The 18,050-nt window shown below is 66.9% G+C and carries 17 protein-coding genes and 1 pseudogene; 6 read left to right on the forward strand and 12 right to left on the reverse strand.

Annotated elements, in window-relative coordinates:
- Positions 1 to 16 precede the first annotated feature (16 nt).
- The 5 genes and pseudogenes from AB431_RS31165 to AB431_RS07570 all read right to left on the reverse strand — a co-directional run.
- Positions 17 to 1,447, reverse strand: a pseudogene (locus AB431_RS31165) (acyltransferase domain-containing protein); the annotation flags it as partial.
- Entirely contained in the window at positions 1,380 to 3,983 is a 2,604-nt protein-coding gene (locus tag AB431_RS07555) for a LuxR family transcriptional regulator (RefSeq protein ID WP_047329415.1), read from the reverse strand. The gene AB431_RS07555 and the pseudogene AB431_RS31165, both read right to left, overlap by 68 nt.
- Positions 3,984 to 4,008: 25 nt before the next feature.
- Positions 4,009 to 5,229: a cytochrome P450 gene (locus tag AB431_RS07560; protein ID WP_235435848.1), complete on the reverse strand. Its 1,221-nt coding sequence runs from the start codon at positions 5,227 to 5,229 to the stop codon at positions 4,009 to 4,011.
- Positions 5,230 to 5,239: 10 nt separating this feature from the next.
- Entirely contained in the window at positions 5,240 to 6,640 is a 1,401-nt protein-coding gene (locus tag AB431_RS07565) for an NAD(P)/FAD-dependent oxidoreductase (RefSeq protein WP_047329416.1), read from the reverse strand.
- On the reverse strand, positions 6,637 to 6,852 hold the full coding sequence (locus AB431_RS07570) for a ferredoxin (protein ID WP_047333184.1): 216 nt from the start codon (positions 6,850 to 6,852) through the stop codon (positions 6,637 to 6,639). The genes AB431_RS07565 and AB431_RS07570 overlap by 4 nt, the downstream gene beginning before the upstream one ends.
- A gap of 81 nt (positions 6,853 to 6,933) precedes the next feature.
- Between AB431_RS07570 and AB431_RS07575 the strand changes: the two genes are divergently transcribed.
- Positions 6,934 to 8,055 carry an epoxide hydrolase family protein gene (locus AB431_RS07575; protein ID WP_047333185.1) on the forward strand — a complete coding sequence of 374 codons (1,122 nt, stop codon included), beginning with the start codon at positions 6,934 to 6,936 and terminating at the stop codon, positions 8,053 to 8,055.
- Between the two features lies 1 nt (position 8,056).
- Here the strand turns inward: AB431_RS07575 and AB431_RS07580 are convergent, their stop codons facing one another.
- A complete protein-coding gene (locus AB431_RS07580; protein WP_047329417.1) occupies positions 8,057 to 8,707 on the reverse strand; it encodes a TetR/AcrR family transcriptional regulator in 651 nt (216 codons plus the stop codon).
- Positions 8,708 to 8,761: 54 nt separating this feature from the next.
- Between AB431_RS07580 and AB431_RS07585 the strand changes: the two genes are divergently transcribed.
- Positions 8,762 to 9,208 (forward strand): ester cyclase, encoded by a 447-nt coding sequence (locus AB431_RS07585; RefSeq protein ID WP_047329418.1) that lies wholly within the window; start codon positions 8,762 to 8,764, stop codon positions 9,206 to 9,208.
- On the opposite strand, the gene AB431_RS07590 is transcribed toward AB431_RS07585, so the two are convergent.
- A complete protein-coding gene (locus AB431_RS07590) occupies positions 9,205 to 10,761 on the reverse strand; it encodes an aldehyde dehydrogenase family protein (RefSeq protein WP_047329419.1) in 1,557 nt (518 codons plus the stop codon). The two genes, AB431_RS07585 and AB431_RS07590, sit on opposite strands and share 4 nt — an antisense overlap.
- A complete protein-coding gene (locus tag AB431_RS07595) occupies positions 10,758 to 11,996 on the reverse strand; it encodes a VOC family protein (protein ID WP_047329420.1) in 1,239 nt (412 codons plus the stop codon). The genes AB431_RS07590 and AB431_RS07595 overlap by 4 nt, the downstream gene beginning before the upstream one ends.
- 30 nt (positions 11,997 to 12,026) lie before the next feature.
- Here AB431_RS07595 and AB431_RS07600 point away from each other — a divergent pair, with 30 nt between their 5' ends.
- The 3 genes from AB431_RS07600 to AB431_RS07610 are packed head-to-tail and all read left to right on the forward strand — an operon-like array spanning position 12,027 to position 14,568.
- Positions 12,027 to 12,500, forward strand: a complete 474-nt coding sequence (locus tag AB431_RS07600; RefSeq protein ID WP_047329421.1) for an Lrp/AsnC family transcriptional regulator — start codon at positions 12,027 to 12,029, stop codon at positions 12,498 to 12,500.
- Positions 12,501 to 12,548: 48 nt separating this feature from the next.
- Positions 12,549 to 13,883, forward strand: coding sequence for an L-lysine 6-transaminase (gene lat / locus AB431_RS07605; RefSeq protein WP_047329422.1), 1,335 nt, complete (start codon positions 12,549 to 12,551; stop codon positions 13,881 to 13,883).
- 10 nt (positions 13,884 to 13,893) lie between these two features.
- The gene (locus AB431_RS07610; protein ID WP_047329423.1) at positions 13,894 to 14,568 is read left to right on the forward strand and encodes a sensor domain-containing protein; all 675 of its coding nucleotides are present in this window, start codon (positions 13,894 to 13,896) and stop codon (positions 14,566 to 14,568) included.
- 70 nt (positions 14,569 to 14,638) lie between these two features.
- On the opposite strand, the gene AB431_RS07615 is transcribed toward AB431_RS07610, so the two are convergent.
- The 3 genes from AB431_RS07615 to AB431_RS07625 all read right to left on the reverse strand — a co-directional run bounded on the left by AB431_RS07615 (position 14,639) and on the right by AB431_RS07625 (position 15,371).
- Positions 14,639 to 14,878, reverse strand: a complete 240-nt coding sequence (locus AB431_RS07615) for a CsbD family protein (RefSeq protein ID WP_047329424.1) — start codon at positions 14,876 to 14,878, stop codon at positions 14,639 to 14,641.
- A gap of 16 nt (positions 14,879 to 14,894) precedes the next feature.
- On the reverse strand, positions 14,895 to 15,077 hold the full coding sequence (locus AB431_RS31525) for a Rho termination factor N-terminal domain-containing protein (RefSeq protein ID WP_109751034.1): 183 nt from the start codon (positions 15,075 to 15,077) through the stop codon (positions 14,895 to 14,897).
- 81 nt (positions 15,078 to 15,158) lie between these two features.
- Positions 15,159 to 15,371 (reverse strand): hypothetical protein, encoded by a 213-nt coding sequence (locus AB431_RS07625; RefSeq protein ID WP_047329425.1) that lies wholly within the window; start codon positions 15,369 to 15,371, stop codon positions 15,159 to 15,161.
- Positions 15,372 to 15,449: 78 nt separating this feature from the next.
- On the opposite strand from AB431_RS07625, the gene AB431_RS07630 reads away from it, so the two are divergent.
- Positions 15,450 to 16,955 carry an FAD-dependent oxidoreductase gene (locus tag AB431_RS07630; protein WP_047329426.1) on the forward strand — a complete coding sequence of 502 codons (1,506 nt, stop codon included), beginning with the start codon at positions 15,450 to 15,452 and terminating at the stop codon, positions 16,953 to 16,955.
- Between the two features lie 19 nt (positions 16,956 to 16,974).
- On the opposite strand, the gene AB431_RS07635 is transcribed toward AB431_RS07630, so the two are convergent.
- Positions 16,975 to 17,994, reverse strand: a complete 1,020-nt coding sequence (locus AB431_RS07635) for a DNA topoisomerase IB (protein WP_047329427.1) — start codon at positions 17,992 to 17,994, stop codon at positions 16,975 to 16,977.
- Between the last annotated feature and the right edge of the window lie 56 nt (positions 17,995 to 18,050).

Raw genomic sequence — 18,050 nt, forward strand, 5'->3', positions numbered from 1 at the left:
GGGAGTTGCCACGCACGTGGGCTTCGGCCACCGACATCATGAATCGCCGCATGCCTCCGTCGTTGCGCCTCAAGGTCCCGACGACCGTGTGGTCGTCTCCGCGGTCGTCCAAAGACTCCTCGATGTCGGCGGTCAGCATCGGTTGCGGGCTGCATTCGATGAATGTGCGGTAACCTCGGCCGTACGACCATTGCACCGCGTCTTCGAACAGCACCGATTGCCGCAGATTGGCAAACCAGTACTCGCCGTTGAGGATTGATGTGTCCACGGCGGCGCCGGTGACCGTCGAGATGAACGTGACGTCAGTCGGCTGCGGCTGGACCTCGGCGAGCGAGTCACGCAGCATCTCACGGAGATCCTCCATATCGAGTGAATGCGGGGCGTAACCGACCGGAATCCGGGTGGCCGGCAGTTGCTCACGTCGACACAGGGCCACCAAATCGTCCAGCGCCGCGCGGTTTCCGGTGACATCGGTTGACGACGGGCCGTTTCGCCCGGCGATGGACAGGACGCCCTCCCAGGGCCGGATCAGGTCGCATACGAGGTCAACCGATCGAGCGATCGACACCATGCCGCCTGTGCCCCGCATGGTGGTGACCGCCTTGCTCCGCGCGCACACCACTCGGGCGGCGTCTCGCAGGGACAGAGCTCCGGCGGTGTAGGCCGCCGCGATCTCGCCGTGTGAATGTCCGATAACGGCGTCGGGCTCGATCCCGAGTGCGCGCCACTGCGCGGCCAGGGAGACCATCACCGCGAACAGAAGCGGCTGCACCACTTCGTCGTCGTCGATGCTCGGCGAACCGGGGTCCCCGACCAATACGCCGACCAGTGACCAGTCGATGAACTCGGCGAAGGCCGCATCACATCGGCGCATCTGAACGGCGAACGGCTTCGCGGTGGTCAGCAACTCGACGGCCATGCCCACCCACTCAGATCCCTGCCCCGGAAAGACGAACACCCTTCGTCCTGTCCGTCTGGCTCGGCCGGTGATGACGGTCGGCGACGGTGTGCCGGAGGCGAGCGCCCTCAACCCGCTCAACAGCTCACCCCGGTTCGCTCCCACGATCACGGCGCGGTGCCCGAATGATGTCCCGGTGTTCGCCAATGAATACGCAACATCGCCTGGATCGGTGTCGGGCTGTTCATCGAGGAGCCGCACCAGCGCAGCGGCTTGGCCGGCCAAGGCCGCCGCCGACTTCGCGGACAAGGCCCACGGCGTGATGCCGGCAGTCATGACGATTTCCTCTCGCAAGCCGCGCTGGTGGTGTGTGACGTGACTCCGGCCCGTCCCCGCCGCAGGCCGGAGTCCCGGTAGGACGATCATCGTCGCGCCGGGTAGGAGAGCCTGCAGTACTGCACTACTGAAATTCGGCGCGACGTCAGGTGAGCAGTGCGGCAAGCTTTTCCCGGCTGTTGGTTCCGGTTTTGCCCATTGCCCGATGAACATGGCTTTCGACCGTGCGGACCGACAGGTACAGACGCTCGGCTATGGCACGGTTGGACAAACCCTGGCGGATCAACATGACGATCTCGCGTTCGCGTTCGGTGAACGGCAGCGGCTCGGCGGTCTGGCGCAATGCGAGGGTGACCAATCCACCGCAGCGCTGGGCCAAGGCGGCGGCACGGGTTGAGCCACTCAGAGCCGACCCGCGCTGGTCGTGCCGGCGATGAGTCAGGGCGGCGTGCGCAGCGGCGTCGGCCGCGGCGACCAAGTCGCCGAGCTCCTCGAAGGCCTCCGACACCGACATCAGTTCGTGCGCGTCGCCGTCGCGCAACGCCGCGGCGAAGCGGGCCGCCACACCGACTCGCGGTCCTTCGACGATCCCGGCGAGCGCGTGCAGCCGGGGCGCACTGCCGCGGTCACCGAACTGCGTGGCCGTTTGCAGGCACAGCACTTCGGCGGCGAATTGGCCTTTGTTGCAGGCTCGTTCGGCGGCGGCCGATGCGATCGCGATCGCTTCGCTGACGGCACCCTGGCTTGCGACCACCCAGGCGCGCGCCAGGCTCACCTCGTAGTCCAGTGACCGGAAGGGTCGTCGTACACCGTCGAGTGCAGCGAGCGCCGCGGCCGCCTCGGCGGAATCGCCGTGCATTGCCAGCGCGTTCACGCGCACGACGTTGTAGCGATACCCCCAGCCCATGCCATGGCCGGCAGCCGACAAGCCGAGCGCGGCCTGCCCCAGCAGCCGGCAGGCGACGTCGAGTTTTCCGGCGCCCAGTTCGGCGCGGCCGGCCACCGCAGCGCCGAGCAGTTGAGCTTCCCCGGGCAGATCGGCGGCTTGCCTGCCGACTTCCTCGGCGATCTCACCGGCTTCGGTGATCCGGCCGGCGAGCAGGAGCGCCGTCAGATGAGCGTCAGCGATGTTGAAGCGCATCTGCGGAGCGTCGAATCGGCGCGTGGCGGCCCGGTATCCGGCACCGGCGTGGGCCTCAGCGTCCGTGACCTGCCCCGCCTCACCTGAAACAACTGTCAACGCCCACGCGATCTCGGCCCCGACGACCGGCGGTAAGTCGTCGTGCACGAGTTCATCTGCGGCTTCCAGCGCGGAGACCGGGTTGTCCGTGGCGAACCGATGCACCACACGAAAGGCGTCGAGATAGCTGCGCGCTTCGGTAGTCGTGACATCGGCCTGGCTCTCGACGATCTCGATCGCGCGGGCTGGGTCGCCGAGCGCCCACAGGAGGTTGCTCCCGCGATGAAAGGCCAGCCTGGCCCGATCGACATCGGTGAGCTCGCCGGCGGCCATGGCATCCAGCACAGCGTCGGCCTCGGCGCCGCGGGATAGCCACGAAAGGGCATGCGCACGGGCGAAATTCGCCTCCGGGCCGGCTCCCGCAGCCAATGCCGCCCCGGCAAGCCGGTCCGCCAGCGGCAGATCAGCCAGCCACACCGCGCCGTTGGCGGCGCGAACCAGCAGGTCCGCGTCGGGTGCGAGATCGGACTCCACGCTCAGCGTGGCTCTCTTCACCACCGCCCGAATGTCGTCGGAATCCTCGAGGCCGGCCAATTCGTCGGCGACCAATCCACGCAGCCGCCGCAGCCGGGTCACGGACGCCCGTCGGCGGCGTACTTCGCTGTAGATCGGATGGGCGACTCGCGCTTGCACACTGGTGCCCGTTGCCTCCAGCGAGATCAGGCCACGGGTTTCGGCCTCTTCGATCGCCGCCGGATCGGCTATGCGCGCCAAGATCGGCAATTCCATTGGTTCGGCGACAGCCAGGACGTCGATCACGTCGCCGACCGGGGCCGGCAATGCGCCGATTCGGGACTCGACCAAGCCGATCAGGTCGGGCGGCAGGACCGGGTCGCCGGCCCACAACCAAGTGTCACCGTGCTGTGCGAGCCGGCCGTCGGCGACCTCCTGCTCGACGATGTTGCGCAGATACAACGAGTTGCCGTGCGTCAGCTTCCAAAGACGTTGTGCTGAAGCGGGTTCGACGTGGCCAGACAGGACCGCCGTGAGCAGGGCGGTGGTCTCGTCGAGGGACAGTGGCACAACCTCCAGTCGCTCGAACCGGCCTGTCGTCCAGATCTCCTGAAGCGCAGTGGGAACCGGTTCGCGGTCCCGGATCGTCAGGATGACCTTCGCCGCGCTGCGTTGCACGAGCTGATGCAGGACGAACACGGAGAGATCGTCGAGCAGCTGCGCATCGTCGACAGCCACGACCACATCCGCGGAGGAACGCGTGGCCGTCAACGACTCGATCACACCTCGCACCAGCTGAACGGTCTCGGTGGCGCCGCGCTGGGTCCAGGCGGTGAACGCGCCCAACGGAATCGACCGCGCCGACGACGCGCCGACGACCCACCGACCCTCGAATCCCCGCGCTTCGGCAGCGCTCAGCGCCTCCCGGGCGATCCGGCTCTTGCCGACCCCCGCCTCGCCGGAGACGACGACTCCCGCCACCTCCGGAGTCGCGATCGCGGACGCGACGGTTTTCATCTCCCCGGTGCGGCCAATCAACGGCCATGATAAGCGCACGTCAGAAGCCTAATAGCGGCAATCGTCAATTGACGAGAAATCCACCCAAAGATGTCGGGGTCCGCGGAACACCTGGTTTCGCCGATATGGCGGAGGGTCGACGACAAGGCGTGGCGTTGATCTCCAGCCGGGCCAGCGGCCCGCCGAAACAGGTGTGGATACCACTGCCAAAGCCGAGGTGCTCGTTGTCCTTTCGCGTCGGATCGAACCGATCGGGACTGTCGAAACGGCGGGGGTCGCGATTGGCTGCAGCCCAGACCAGGAACACCGCTGACCCCGCGGGGATGCGGGTTCCGCCGATCTCGATGTCCGCGGTGGCCCAACGGCTCGGGAAGAACTGCACAGCGCCTTGAAGGCGTTGCACCTCCTCGACAGTGCCCGGAATGAGCTCGGGATTGTTGCGCACCAGTTCCCAGGAGCCTTGATTGCGCAGCAGTGTCATCACGCAGTTGCTGATGGTGTTGACCGTGGAGTCGTGGCCCGCCACCAGGAGTAACTGTGCGTTGGATTCTGCCTCGGCTTTCGACACCGGACCGTCCGGTCCGTCGTCGTGCAATGCCGCCGACAGCAAGCCGGGCGCAGGTTCGCGGCTGAGGCTCTCGACCAGATCGTGGACGTACGAGCTCAACTCGACCATGCTCGAGGCGGCTTTCGCCGTCGCGGCACGGCCCTCGTCGGTGTCGCGCTCCGGTCCCACATCGGCGCCTTGCATGAAGTCGGTGACCCATCCGTGGAACTTGGGCTCGTCGGCCATCGGCACGCCCAGCACCCGAAAGATCACCGACACCGGGATCGGGTAGGAGAAGTCGTCGACGACGTCCATCCGGGTGCCCCCACGTGCCTTGACCTTGTCAAGCAGTTCGTTGGCCAGATCGGCGATCATCGTCGCCATGCCGGGAATCAGGTCGGGCGTGTGTGGCGGCCCGAAATGGCGCATGAACTGCCTGCGCATCCTGTCGTGGTCGGGTGGGTCGGAGACCAACATGCTCGAATCGCGTGCCTGAGCGGCTTCTTCGGGCTCGAGGTGGGCCTGCTTCTCGCCGAATAGGCCGGACGGACTGCGGCTGATATCTGAGCTGACCCGCGGATCATGGGCGAGCGCAACGGCTTCGGGGTAACCCGTCACCACGTAGGTCTTCTCCGACACCTTGGCAACGGGCGTCGTGCGCAATTCGTCGAAGAAGGGGTACGGGTTTGCGCGGTTCTCGAACTTCATCGCCTCGGCCCAGGCGGTTGCGGCATCCATGGCGGTCTCCTTAAGCGCGCGGGCGGAACTGGGCGCTGCGGTCGGTGGGATCGTGTCCGGTCAGCACCACATCGGGATTACCCGCGGGCTCACGTGGATCGGGGAAGCGGGCCGGCATCGGTTCGGCGTCTTCGGGCCGGTCGAAGCCCGGCGGCGGCGGGGGAAATGGCGCCGACTTCTCGATCAGCGAGGCGTAGTACGGCAACCATTTTCCGTGGTTGAAGGTGACCGCGCCGACGATTCGGCCGCGCTTGCCGTATGCGGCGGCGAACCGGCGCTCCGCCGGCGAACCCTGCGTGAACACGATCTCGTCGCCGAACGAGCAAACCCCGACGCTTTTGATGTTCACCCCGAATTGCCCCGACCAGAAGGACGGCAGCGGCAGGTGGGGACGACGGCCCACTTCCAGGTGAATCATGTTGTTGGCCGCCACCTCGGCGCCGAAAACTGCGTTGTCCCAATGCTCTTGGGACAGAAACTCGTACCCGTAAAGCACGTGTGGCGCGCGGGCGACGTCGCCGGCCACGAAGATGTGATCGGTCACGACCCCGTTGATGTCGAATGCCCGGCAGCCGGCATCGCACGCCACGCCCCACTGGCCGGCCGCCAGACCCGCATCGTCGAGCCACTCCACGTTGCGAATCGAGCCGAGCGAGGCCACCACCACGTCGACGTCGAGAGCCGTGCCATCGGACAGATGTGCCCGGCGGACATGCCCGGCACTGTCGCCGGACAGACCTTCCACCGCAACGCCGGTGCGCAGATCGACCCCGGCATCGCGCATCATGCCTGCGGCGATGTCGCTGATCACTCCGCCCAGTGCGCCGCGCAGCGGGCCCTTGCCTCGTTCCGCGACCGTGACGGGCAGATCGAGATCGCGGCACACAGAGGCGATTTCGGAACCGACGAAGCCCGAGCCCACAACCAGGACCCGCTTGGGGCGCGCTTTCAATGCGGCGGCCAGGCCGGCGGCGTCTTCGACGGTGCGTACCGTGAAGACACCTTGGAGCGCGCCCTCGGCGGGGTTGGGCCAGGGGCGAGCCCGAGTGCCGGTCGCGATCAGCAGCCGGTCGTACCCGACGTCCTCGCCGTTGGCGAGCTTGACCACGTGGTTGGGTCGGTCCAAACCGACTGCCGCGACCCCCAGCTTCCAGTCGGCATCGACACGCCGTAGCCGTGGCAGCTTGGTGTGGTCGGCCGGTACCCAGCCCTTGAGAACCTGCTTCGACAGCGGCGGACGGTCGTAGGGCTCGTGCGGTTCGTCACCGACGATGGTCAACGAGCCGTTGAACCCCCTCTCCCGCAACGCCTCCGCGGCGCGCAACCCCGCAAGTGAGGCGCCCACGATGGCAATGCGGCCCTCGGCCCGGAACTTCGCGACCACCTCGTCCAAGTTGTACGTACCGATCATGGCGTCTCGCGATCCGCAGGCGGATCCACCTCGACGATGATCGCCTGAACCGGGCAGGATGCCGCCGCCCGCAACACCTGCTGGCGTTGCGAATCATCCGGATTGGGGTCGTAAGCCAGGGCCTCTTCGCCGACCAGCTCGAGAACGTCCGGCGCCAGTGGCACACACTGCGCATAGCCCTGGCACTTGTTGAGATCGACTACCAGCCGCATGAGCGCAGACACTAGACCTGCGCATGCCCCGACTGGCTAGTATTGCGCCAACTTCAGACAGAGGCAGCGACAGTGACCGATATCCGTCCCTTTCGAATCGCGGTGCCCGACGAGACCCTCGCCGACCTGCGAGATCGGCTCACGCGCACTCGATGGCCCGACCAGGAATGCGTGGCGGACTGGAGTCAGGGCATCCCGCTGACCTACACCCGGGAGCTGGCGGCGTACTGGGCCGACGAATACGACTGGCGCCACCGTGAGGCGGCGCTCAATCGGTTCGACCAGTACGTCACCGAGATCGACGGCCTGGACATCCATTTCATTCATCACCGGTCGTCGAATCCGGACGCCCTGCCGCTGGTCATCACGCACGGTTGGCCCGGCTCGGTGGTCGAATTCACCAAGGTGATCGAACCGCTGACCGAAGACTTCCACGTGGTGTGCCCGTCGCTGCCCGGCTATGGATTCTCGGCCAAGCCGACGTCGACAGGCTGGGGGATCGAGAGGATCGCGCAAGCGTGGGACATGTTGATGGCCAAGCTCGGCTATCAGCACTACGGCGCCCAGGGCGGTGACTGGGGTGCGGCGGTGACCACGCAGATCGGCCGCAACGGGGGCGACCGGAGCCGGTCGGCCGGCGACATTGGCGGATGCATCGCCATCCACACGAACATGCCGGTGGCCTTCCCGAGCGGCCCGCTGGACAATCCCACGCAGGAGGAAAAGGACGCGCTCGCCGCGGGCGAGTTCTACGCCAAATGGGATTCGGGCTACTCCAAGCAGCAGTCGACTCGCCCGCAGACACTCGGCTACGGGTTGGCCGACTCCCCGGTCGGACAGCTGGCCTGGATCGTCGAGAAGTTCTGGGCGTGGACCGACTGCGACGGGCACCCCGAGAACGCGCTCACCCGCGACGAGCTCCTCGACAACGTGATGCTGTACTGGGTGAACAACGCGGCGACGTCCTCAGCCCGCCTGTACTGGGAGAGCTTCCGGTTCTTCGGCGCCCAGGGCAGGGTCGAGGTGCCCACCGGGATCGCACGGTTCCCGAAGGAGATCATGCGCCCGCCGCGCAGCTGGTGCGAGAACAGCTACAACGTCACCCGCTGGACGGACATGCCGCGTGGCGGTCACTTCGGAGCGTTCGAGCAGCCCGAGCTGTTCGTCGACGACGTGAAGGCCTTCTTCGCCACCGTCCGGTGAGTCAGCGGCGGCCGGCCGCCTCGGCCAGAACCGTCGGGATGCCGGGCACCCGCACGATGGCATCGAGCAGGGCGTGAGCGCCGGAATCGGCGAGATGCTCGGCGTCGATCGACGGGTCGAGGACGCGCTGGCGGCACAGTTCGAAGGTGAAGGCCAGCCAGGCGTAGACGATGGCCCGCAGGTCACGCTCGACCTTGGAGTCCAACTCGCCCCGCACCACGTCGGTGATCGCGGCCATGATCCGTTGCATCTGGCGTTCGTTGTCGGTGTCGTCGATGCCGCGCAGGACCGGGTCGGTGCGCCCCATCCCGATGTACGCCGCCCACGCACCGTGCGGGTGCTCTTCGTCGTAGCGGATGTAGGCCACCACGCCGGAGCGCAGCCGATTGAACAGGGTCTGACCTGCAGCCGCCGGGGTGTTGGTGGCCTCGAACAGCCGCTCGGTCTCGGCGCGCACCACGGCAGCGAAGAATGCCCGCTTGTCAGGGAAGTAGTGGTACATCAGTGCCCGCGAGACCCCGGCGCGCTCCGCGATCTCGTCGATGCGGACCTCGTCGTACGGGCGCTGCCCGAACACCTCGGCGCCCAATGCGAGAAGCTCGCTGCGCCGGTCTTGCGGAGACAGGCGGCGGCGGGCGGGTGTTTCCGGCATGGGCACATACTAGTTGGCACATGTACAACAACTTCTGACCAATCAAGGAGTCCGATGATCAGCGACGACATGCGTCAGCGCCGGCTCGACGTGATCAGAGAACACATGGACACCGAGGTCACCAAGGAGTTCGACCGCACCCTGGCGACCTTCAACGGACACCCGCGCTACGAGATCGTCCCGACCAAACAGGTCTTCGACGGCGACGACGAAGTGATGACGTACTACCGCACGACCCGTACCGCATTCCCCGACCAGCGCCACGAGAACGCCAGCTTTCACGTCACCGACGATGCGGTGATCGTCGAGTTCGACCTACTGGGAACCAATCTCGGCGAGTTCTATGGGCTGCCCCCGACGGGCAAGGCATTCCGGGTGCCCGTCATCGCGGTGTTCTCCTTCGATGGCGACCGCATCACCAACGAGCGGATCTACTTCGACGCCGCCACGCTGGTCAATCAGATCGGCCGCAGCGAGCTGCTTTCCCTGCTGGGCAGTTAGCCGAAGTGCACGCCCTGGGCCAGCGGAAGCTCCGAGGAGTAGTTGACGGTGTTGGTGGCCCGGCGCATGTAGGCCTTCCACGAGTCCGATCCCGATTCCCGACCACCGCCGGTCTCCTTCTCGCCGCCGAACGCCCCGCCGATCTCGGCGCCCGAGGTGCCGATGTTCACGTTGGCGATACCGCAGTCCGAGCCGTCGGCGGCCAGGAAGCGCTCGGCCTCCCGGACATCGGTGGTGAAAATCGCCGATGAGAGACCCTGTGGGACAGCGTTGTTGAGCTCGATCGCGTCCTCGAGCCTGTCGTAGGTCAGCACGTAGAGGATCGGCGCGAACGTCTCGTGGTGTACGACCTCGGTCTGGGCGGGCATGCGCACCACGGCGGGCGTGACGTAGAAGGCCTCCGTCGCCTCGTCGCCGCCGACCTGAACGCGCTCGCCGCCGATGACCTGTCCGCCGTCGGCGCGTGCCTGTTCCAGGGCTCCCACCATGTCGCGGTAGGCGGTCTCATGGATCAGCGGCCCGACGAGCGTTCCCTCGGCCGCCGGATCACCGATCGGGAGGCTGCGGTAGGCGGCGGCGATCCGTTCGACGAGGGCGTCGGCCACCGAGCTGTGCGCGATCAGCCGCCGCAGCGTGGTGCAGCGCTGCCCCGCCGTGCCGGCCGCGGAGAAGACGATGCCTCGCACCGCCAAATCCAGGTCGGCGGAAGGGGTTACGACGGCTGCGTTGTTGCCGCCGAGTTCCAGCAGCACCCGACCGAAGCGTTGTGCCACTCGCGGGCCGACCTGGCGGCCCATCCGCACCGAGCCGGTCGCCGATATCAGCGCCACCCGGGGATCGTCGACCAGGGCTTCGCCGACCTCGCGGCCGCCCAGTACCAGCCGGCTCACCGCGGCCGGCGCGCCCACGTCGGCAGCGGCCCGCTCGATGAGAGCCTGGCACGCCATCGCCGTCAACGGCGTGAGCTCCGAGGGCTTCCAGACCACCGTGTCTCCGCACACCAGCGCCACCGCGGTGTTCCACGCCCACACCGCGACCGGAAAGTTGAATGCGGTCACCACCCCGACCACCCCGAGCGGGTGCCAGTTCTCCATCAGCCGGTGCCCCGGGCGTTCGGAGGCGATCGTTCGCCCGTACAGCTGGCGGGAGAGCCCGACGGCGAAATCGCAGATGTCGATCATCTCCTGGACCTCGCCGAGGGCCTCTGAGGTGATCTTGCCCGCCTCGACGGTGACCAGGGTGGCCAAGTCGGCCTTGTGCTCACGCAGTAGCTCACCCAGCCGTGCCACGAGCCGGCCCCGGACCGGGGCGGGTGTGGTGCGCCACGACGAAAACGCCTGGGCGGCTAAGGCAATGGCGGTTTGCGTCTGTTCGGGTGTGGCCGCGTCGACGGTGAACAGGATGGCACCGGTCACCGGCGTGCTGGCCGGCAGCCCCTGTCCACCCGGCTCGGCGAGATCAACCTGGGCCCCGATTGCGTCGAACGCTGTGCGGACGGCGGCGCGCAGATCCGCGGCAGTGGGTAGCGAAGCGGTGGTGATCGTGGTGCTCATGCGGGGGCCTCCTGGGCGGTCGCGTCGTAGAGGTCGTAAGGGTCGTGAATAGGGCGGCCGATGATGCCGGCCATCCGCTCGATGCCGTAACCGGATTCGTCCACGACGGCGGCGGCTTCGGTGTCGGCGTCGAGATTGGACCGGAAGATCCCGGCGGCCGAGGCCGGCAGGAAGTCCTCGTAGACCACGGGCGACGTGCTGTCGCCGCGGTGGTAGTACGCCAGGCCCTGGGAGGCCATTTCGTCGTCGGAATCGGGAAAGTAGTCGGCCCATATCGACGCGGGATCCGCGTGCGCCATCGCGGCGTCATAGCGTTCGCGGCCCTTGCGGGTCAGCGCGACACCGCGGGCTTCGACCTCACCGAAGCGCACCCGCAGCGTGCCGTCGGTGACGCTGCCGTCGGGTTCGCGGAAGCGGCGCGGCTCGGCGAGGGCGCGAAACGAGGTCTGGCGCAACAAGACAGCGAGGCCTTCAGCCGGGGGTGGGCCCTGAATGGCGTCGATCATCGCGATCCCGCGCTCACTCATCCGCCGGTACAGGTCGTCGATGTCGAGCACGCGCGGCGTCAAGTGATTGATGTGGGTGGTGGGCACCCCGGCGATATCGGCGGCGACGGCCGAGACGGCGGTCAATTCGGCATACCAGGTCCGGTCGACCGGCTCGCGGGACAGTGCGAACGCGGCCACCGCCCGAGCCACGAAATCCTCAGCCGCAGCGGCAGCACAGCCCCCGGCAGACGCGATCTGGCGGGCGTCCGCGATCAGCTGTGGATCGAACAGGGAGCGTCTGTCCAGGAATTCGTCGACCCGCCGGCGCAGGTCGTTGTCGAAGAACCTGCCGTCGCGGGTCGCCAGCATCGAGGTGAACACCCGAAACGGGTTGTGCGCCAGCTCGACAGCGTCTATCGGGCGAAACGCCGTGGACACCACCGGAACCGGTGAGGCAGCCTCGCGCAGGTCGTAGTAACCGACCGGATACATGCCGAAGGCGCCGAAAAGGTCTGCCACATCGGTCAATTCCGCGGGGGTCCCGACGCGGATGGCGCCGTGGCGCTCTGTGGTGACCCGATCGATCGATCCGAGCCGCTCGGCGTGCGGATGACGGGCCACGTAGTCGCGATTGACGGCCTCGCTGACTTCGACGAGGGTCGTGTAGGCAGGCACCTCGGCGCCATACATCGCGGACAGCGCGGCGGCGAAGCGCGCTCGCAACTGCCAGATTTCGACATGACTCACCAGACACCACCGCTGAGATAGTGTGCGCCCATGGCGGAGAGCGCGGACGCGACGCACGGTCTCGACGAGGTTGATCGCACGCTCGTGCGTGAACTCGTCGCCGACGGCAGGGCGACGTTGGCCGAACTGGCCGCCGCCACGGGACTGTCGGTGTCGGCGGTGCAGTCGCGGGTGCGTCGGCTGGAGACCCGTCGCGTGGTGACCGGGTACAGCGCCCGGGTGAACCCCGAGGCCTTCGGGCACATGCTGTCGGCGTTCGTGGCGATCACCCCTCTCGATCCGTCCCAACCTGATGATGCCCCCGCGCGGCTGGAACACATCGCCGAAATCGAGGCGTGCTATTCGGTGGCCGGCGAGGAGAGCTATGTGCTGTTCGTGCGCGTCCCGTCGCCGCGAGCGCTGGAGGGTCTGCTGCAACAGATCCGCACCGCCGCCAACGTGCGCACTAGAAGCACCGTCATTCTAAACACATTTTACAGCGATCGCACGTATCTACCGGAATAAATCCGCTCTGATCACAGTTCAACGTAAAATATGCTGTAGGCTCGCGGCATGACGGAACTCTTGTCGCGTGCCGCCCTTGGCATCGTCGAACCGGGAAATGTCCGCACGGTTCTGGCCCGCAGCATCCTCGCCGACGGTATGGACCTCGTTCTCGACCTGGACCGGTCTGCCGGCTCCTGGCTGGTCGATGCCCGCGACGGCACGAGGTACCTCGACATGTTCACGTTCTTCGCCTCGTCGGCGTTGGGCATGAACCATCCCGCACTGGCCGACGACGCGGCGTTCCGCGCGGAACTGGCCCAAGCCGCGATCAACAAACCATCCAACTCCGACGTCTACACCGTCCCGATGGCGCGGTTCGTCGACACATTCCGCCGGGTGCTGGGCGATCCCGCGCTGCCGCATCTGTTCTTCGTCGACGGCGGTGCCCTCGCCGTGGAGAACGCGCTGAAAGTCGCCTTCGACTGGAAGAGTCGCCACAACGAGGCGCGGGGGATCGACCCCAACCTCGGAACCCGAGTGTTGCACCTGCGCGGCGCTTTTCACGGGCGCAGCGGATACACGTTGTCGTTGACGAACACCGATCCGATCAAGGTGGCGCGCTTCCCGAAGTTCGACTGGCCGCGGATCGATGCGCCCTATCTGCGCCCCGGAGCCGATATGGACGCGCTGGAAGCCGAATCGATCCGACAGGCCCGCGCGGCATTCGAAGCGCATCCGCACGACATCGCCTGCTTCATCGCCGAACCCATCCAGGGCGAGGGCGGTGATCGGCATTTCCGTCCGCAGTTCTTCGCCGCGATGCGCCGGCTGTGCGATTCCTACGACGCGCTGATGATTGCCGACGAGGTGCAGACCGGGTGTGGGATCACCGGCACGGCCTGGGCCTACCAACAGCTCGACTTCGCCCCCGATATCGTCGCCTTCGGCAAGAAGACCCAGGTGTGCGGCATCATGGCCGGCCGGCGCGTCGACGAGGTCGCCGACAACGTCTTCGCGGTCAGCTCGCGGATCAACTCGACGTGGGGCGGCAACCTCGTCGACATGGTCCGCTCGCGGCGGATCCTCGAGGTCGCCGAAGCCGAGGGGCTGTTCCAGCGGGCCGCCGACGTGGGCGCCTATCTGCTTGCCGGGCTCGAGGACCTCGCTTGTGCGTGGCCCGGCGTCATCCGGGATGTGCGCGGCCGGGGCCTGATGTGCGCGTTGCGTCTGCCGAGCGGCCAGGCCCGCGACGCGGTGCTGGGGGCGCTGTGGGACCGCGGTGTGATCATGCTCGGCAGCGGTGCCGACAGTGTGCGGTTCCGGCCCGCGCTGACTGTGTCGCGCGCTGAGATCGACCGTGCATTGGCCACCTTGAGAGAGGTATTGCCCGCGGCGGTCTAGCATTCTTCGGATGCGGCTGCCTGCGATTCTCGGTGCGGCGGCGGTGGTGCTGACCGGGTGTGCGCACACCGTCGCAGGCAGCGCGGTGTCCAACCCCGCCCAGGGGATCACGCCGTTGCGCGCCGATGACACCGAGCAGGTGCTGATCGGCGCCGCCCAGCTGCACGACATCGTCGGCGTCAAACTGCAGACCGACGCCGACCAGACCCGGCCGATCCCCGGCTCCTCGGCCGTGCCCGCGTGCTCGGCCCTGGACGCCGCCGGGATGGCCGCATTCCTCGGCGACAAATCGCTGGGCATGCACGTCATGCTCTTCACCGACGGCGACAAGCACGACCATGTCGTGGCCGAGGCCGTCGCGATCTATCCCGATGCGGCCGGCGCGGCGGCCCAGTTCGCCACCGGCACCAAGAACGCGAAAGCCTGCGACGGGCAACGTGCGCTGAGCACCGGCGGAGATGCGGCATGGAAGTTCGCCGTCCCCGAGATCAACGCCGACACCGTGCGATGGAACAAGCAACAGATCGGCATTCCGTTCGATTGGACCTGTTTCGCCGAGGCGCGGCTGCGCAACAACGCGATCGTGCAGGCGATGGCCTGCCAGGGTGACGACGGCGGCCAGGTGACGGTAACCACAATGACAGACCGGATGTCGGCGAGCGTCTGGGAACTGTCCGGCCACTGAGCCCCCAATGGCCCAGCGCGCCAACGACAACGGCCCAGCCGCTTGGCTGGGCCGTTGTTGAAATCGGGTACTACTGGTTGGCCTTCTGGCGCTCTTCGGCGGCCTTGGCGCCCGCGCGTGCGGCTTCGGCCTCGGCCTCCTTCTGCGCGGCGTCGCGCTGGGCGTCGGCCTTGTCCTGCTGAGCCTTGCCCTCGTTGACCAGATCATTGCGACCGGCCACGGTGCCGATGGCTTCCTTGGCCTTACCCTTGACGTCCTCGACGACGCCCTTGATGGCCTCTTCCGGTCCGCTGTTGTGGTCGTCCGACATGGAATTCCCTTCGGTGTCAATAACTACGGATCAGTGAGATCAGTTTTTCCTTGCTCAGGCCGGAATAGCCTGAGATCCCAAGTTGCTTGGCCCTTTTCTTGAGCTCAGCGACGGTCCAGCCTTCGTAGGCGCAGGACCGGCTTGGCCGAAAAAATCGGATGTCGTCGACATCCGATCTCGCCGCAGAGGCGCTCGACATCTCCTACCCCCTTTGCTGAGGTTGCTGTTCCCCCGGTGAAACTTGTACCCAGAGCCCGCGCGGGGCCAAACATTCGCCTGACTAGCGGAACTCGTCCTGGTCGGGAGTCTCGATGACCTGGCGTTGTTCCTGCCAATCCAATTCGTTGCTCTCCAGCGGTGCGGAGCCGTCGTCGATCGGCACCCACTCGTCGGGATCGACACTGTCGGGATCGCCGGACTCCGTCACCAGGCGGTTTTGCTCGACGGCGTCGGGGACGGGCACATCGTCGGGTATCGGGTCGTGCTCGATCATTTCACTCAACTTACCCCTTGGTGTTACCCCTTTGTGCCACCGCCGTTTCGGTGAGCCGAGGGCGGGTATCGGCTTGCCATGACTTCGTTGTGGCTCGACGGCGCCGACGTGCGCCAACCCGAAATTGACGGCAGCGCAACAAGAGAGGCTCCGAATGCGGAGGTGATCGTTGTCGGCGCAGGCATCACCGGACTCGTCACTGCCGTGCTGCTGGCCCGCGCAGGCAAGCGGGTCCTCGTCGTCGAGGCTCGCACGCCCGGCGCGGTCACCACCGGCAATACCACCGCGAAAGTCAGTCTGCTGCAAGGTAGTCGGCTGTCGACGATCTCCAAGAAGCACTCGGTCGACCTGGTTCGCCAGTACGTGGAGGGTAATCGCGAAGGCCAGGCCTGGCTGGAGCACTACTGCAGGGACCGCGAGATCGATCTGCAGTACGAGGACGCCTACAGCTATGCGCAAAGCGAACGCGGCCTGTCGACTGCCCGCGCCGAACTGGAAGCAGCGCAGGCGGCCGGTCTCGGCGTGAACTGGGTCGAGCGGTTGGACGTACCGTTCGAGTTTCGCGGCGGCGTGCGATTGGCCGAGCAGATCCAGTTCGACCCGATGCCCTTTCTCGGCGCGCTGATCAACGAATTGCATGAGCGCGGAGGGCGACTGATGGCCGGTCAGCGCGTCCATGCGGCATCCACTGCCGGCGGCCGGGTCAGCCTGAAGCTGCGCGACGCCGACGGGCGCGAGCAGGTCGCGCAGGCCGATCACTGCATCCTGGCGACCGGGACACCCATCCTGGACCGTGGCGGCTTCTTCGCCAGGCTGCACCCGAGCCGTTCCTATTGCGTGGCCTTCGACGTACCCGGGTCGCTGCCGCGGCCGATGATGCTCTCGGTCGACCAGCCGACGCGCTCGGTGCGTTACGCACCGACCGGCGGCGGGGAGAAATTGATCGTCGGCGGCGGCGGGCACACGGTCGGGCGCAAGGACAGCGAGCGCACCTCGTACGACGAGCTCGTCGGCTGGACCAAGCGGCACTTTCCGGGTGCGCAGCCCACCCACTACTGGTCCGCACAGGACTACGTGCCTGTCGACGAGCTTCCCTATGTCGGGCGGTTGCTTCCAGGCTCCGATCAGTTCCTGGTGGCTACCGGCTTCGCCAAGTGGGGAATGACCAATGGCGTAGCCGCCGCGCTGTTGCTGGCAAAGCGCCTCCTCGGCGGTGAGCAGGCCCGTTGGGCGTCGGCCTTCGCCAGCTGGAGTCCGCACGAACTGACCGGTCTCACGACCGCCCTGAAAATCAACATGGAGGTGGGTTGGCACTTGGCCGCGGGCTGGGTGACGCCGGTCGCCCACCGCACAGGACAGCTTCGCGAGGGCGCCGGTTCGGTCAGTGGACCGCCGTGGCACATGGTGGCGCGCAGCGTCGTCGACGGGGTCGACCGGTGCGTCTCGCCGGTGTGCACGCACCTCGGTGGCGTGCTGGAGTGGAACGACGCCGAGAAGTCGTGGGACTGTCCGTTGCACGGCTCGCGATTCGCGCCCGATGGCGCCGTCTTGGAGGGGCCGGCCACCCGCGATCTGTCGAGGTGATCGCTCGCCGCGGCGGGTTCTAGGAGCGGCTTTTGGCCACCTTCCGGATCATCGACGCGGTCGCCTTCTCGACGATGGCCTGCGCCCGGGTCTCGTTCTTCTCCTTGCGGGCCCGCCGCGCGGCGCTGGCGATGGTCGTTCCGTTGGCGTAGGCGGTCACCACCCGGGGGTCGACGTAGGAGCTGCGGGCGACGGCGGGGGTGTTGCCGAGTTCTTCGGACACCTCGCGCATCACGGCGGCCTCCACCCGTTTGCGCACGGTCTTGTTGACCGGCGGGTCGGCGTCGACGAAAGCGGTTGCGGCGAGCACGGTCCCGTGCCAGGTCCGTAAATCCTTGACGCTGTAGTCCGCGCCGAGGTGTTCCTTGAATTGGGCGTTGAGGTCCTCGGAGTGGATGTCGACCCAGCCGGAGTCGGTCTGGCAGACGAGAAGGCGTCCGCTCGGACTGCAGCGGCGCAGCTCTCGCACCACTTCCACCACGTCGGGATCCTCGATGGTCCAGTTCCGCTGAACCCCGCTCTTGGCCGGGTAGTCGAATACCACGGCGCCGCCGGAAACCGTCACGTGCTCACACAGCAGCGTCGCGATGCCGTAGGAGTTGTTCTCCTCGGCGTATGCCTCGCCGCCGGCGCGGAAATAGCCGCGATCGAGCAGGTGCAGCGCCAGGGCCAGCACGCGGTCCCTGGTCAGGCCGTGACCGTGCAGATCCTCGGCGATGCGCGAGCGCAACTCGGGCAGTCCGGAGGACATCTGCAGCACCCGGTCGAACTTCTCCTCGCTGCGTTCCTCCTGCCACTTCTGGTGATAGAGGTATTGCCGCCGCCCGGCCGCATCGGTGCCGACGGCCTGGATGTGCCCATTGGCATGTGGCGAGATCCACACCTTGCGCCACGCCGGTGGAATCACCAACTCTTTGATCCGCTGCACGGTCTTCTCGTCGGTCAGTAACTCACCGTCAGCGGTGTAATAGGAGAAGCCCTTGCCCCGGCGGACACGACGGAGGCCCGGTCCGTTCACCGAGCTGCGCCGAAGTCTCATCGATCGCCGAACAAGAATTTGCGGCAAGCAGGTTTGAACCCTGGGGTCGGGTGGGT

Origin of the sequence: Mycobacterium sp. EPa45 (genome assembly GCF_001021385.1) — a bacterium.
Taxonomy (GTDB): domain Bacteria; phylum Actinomycetota; class Actinomycetes; order Mycobacteriales; family Mycobacteriaceae; genus Mycobacterium.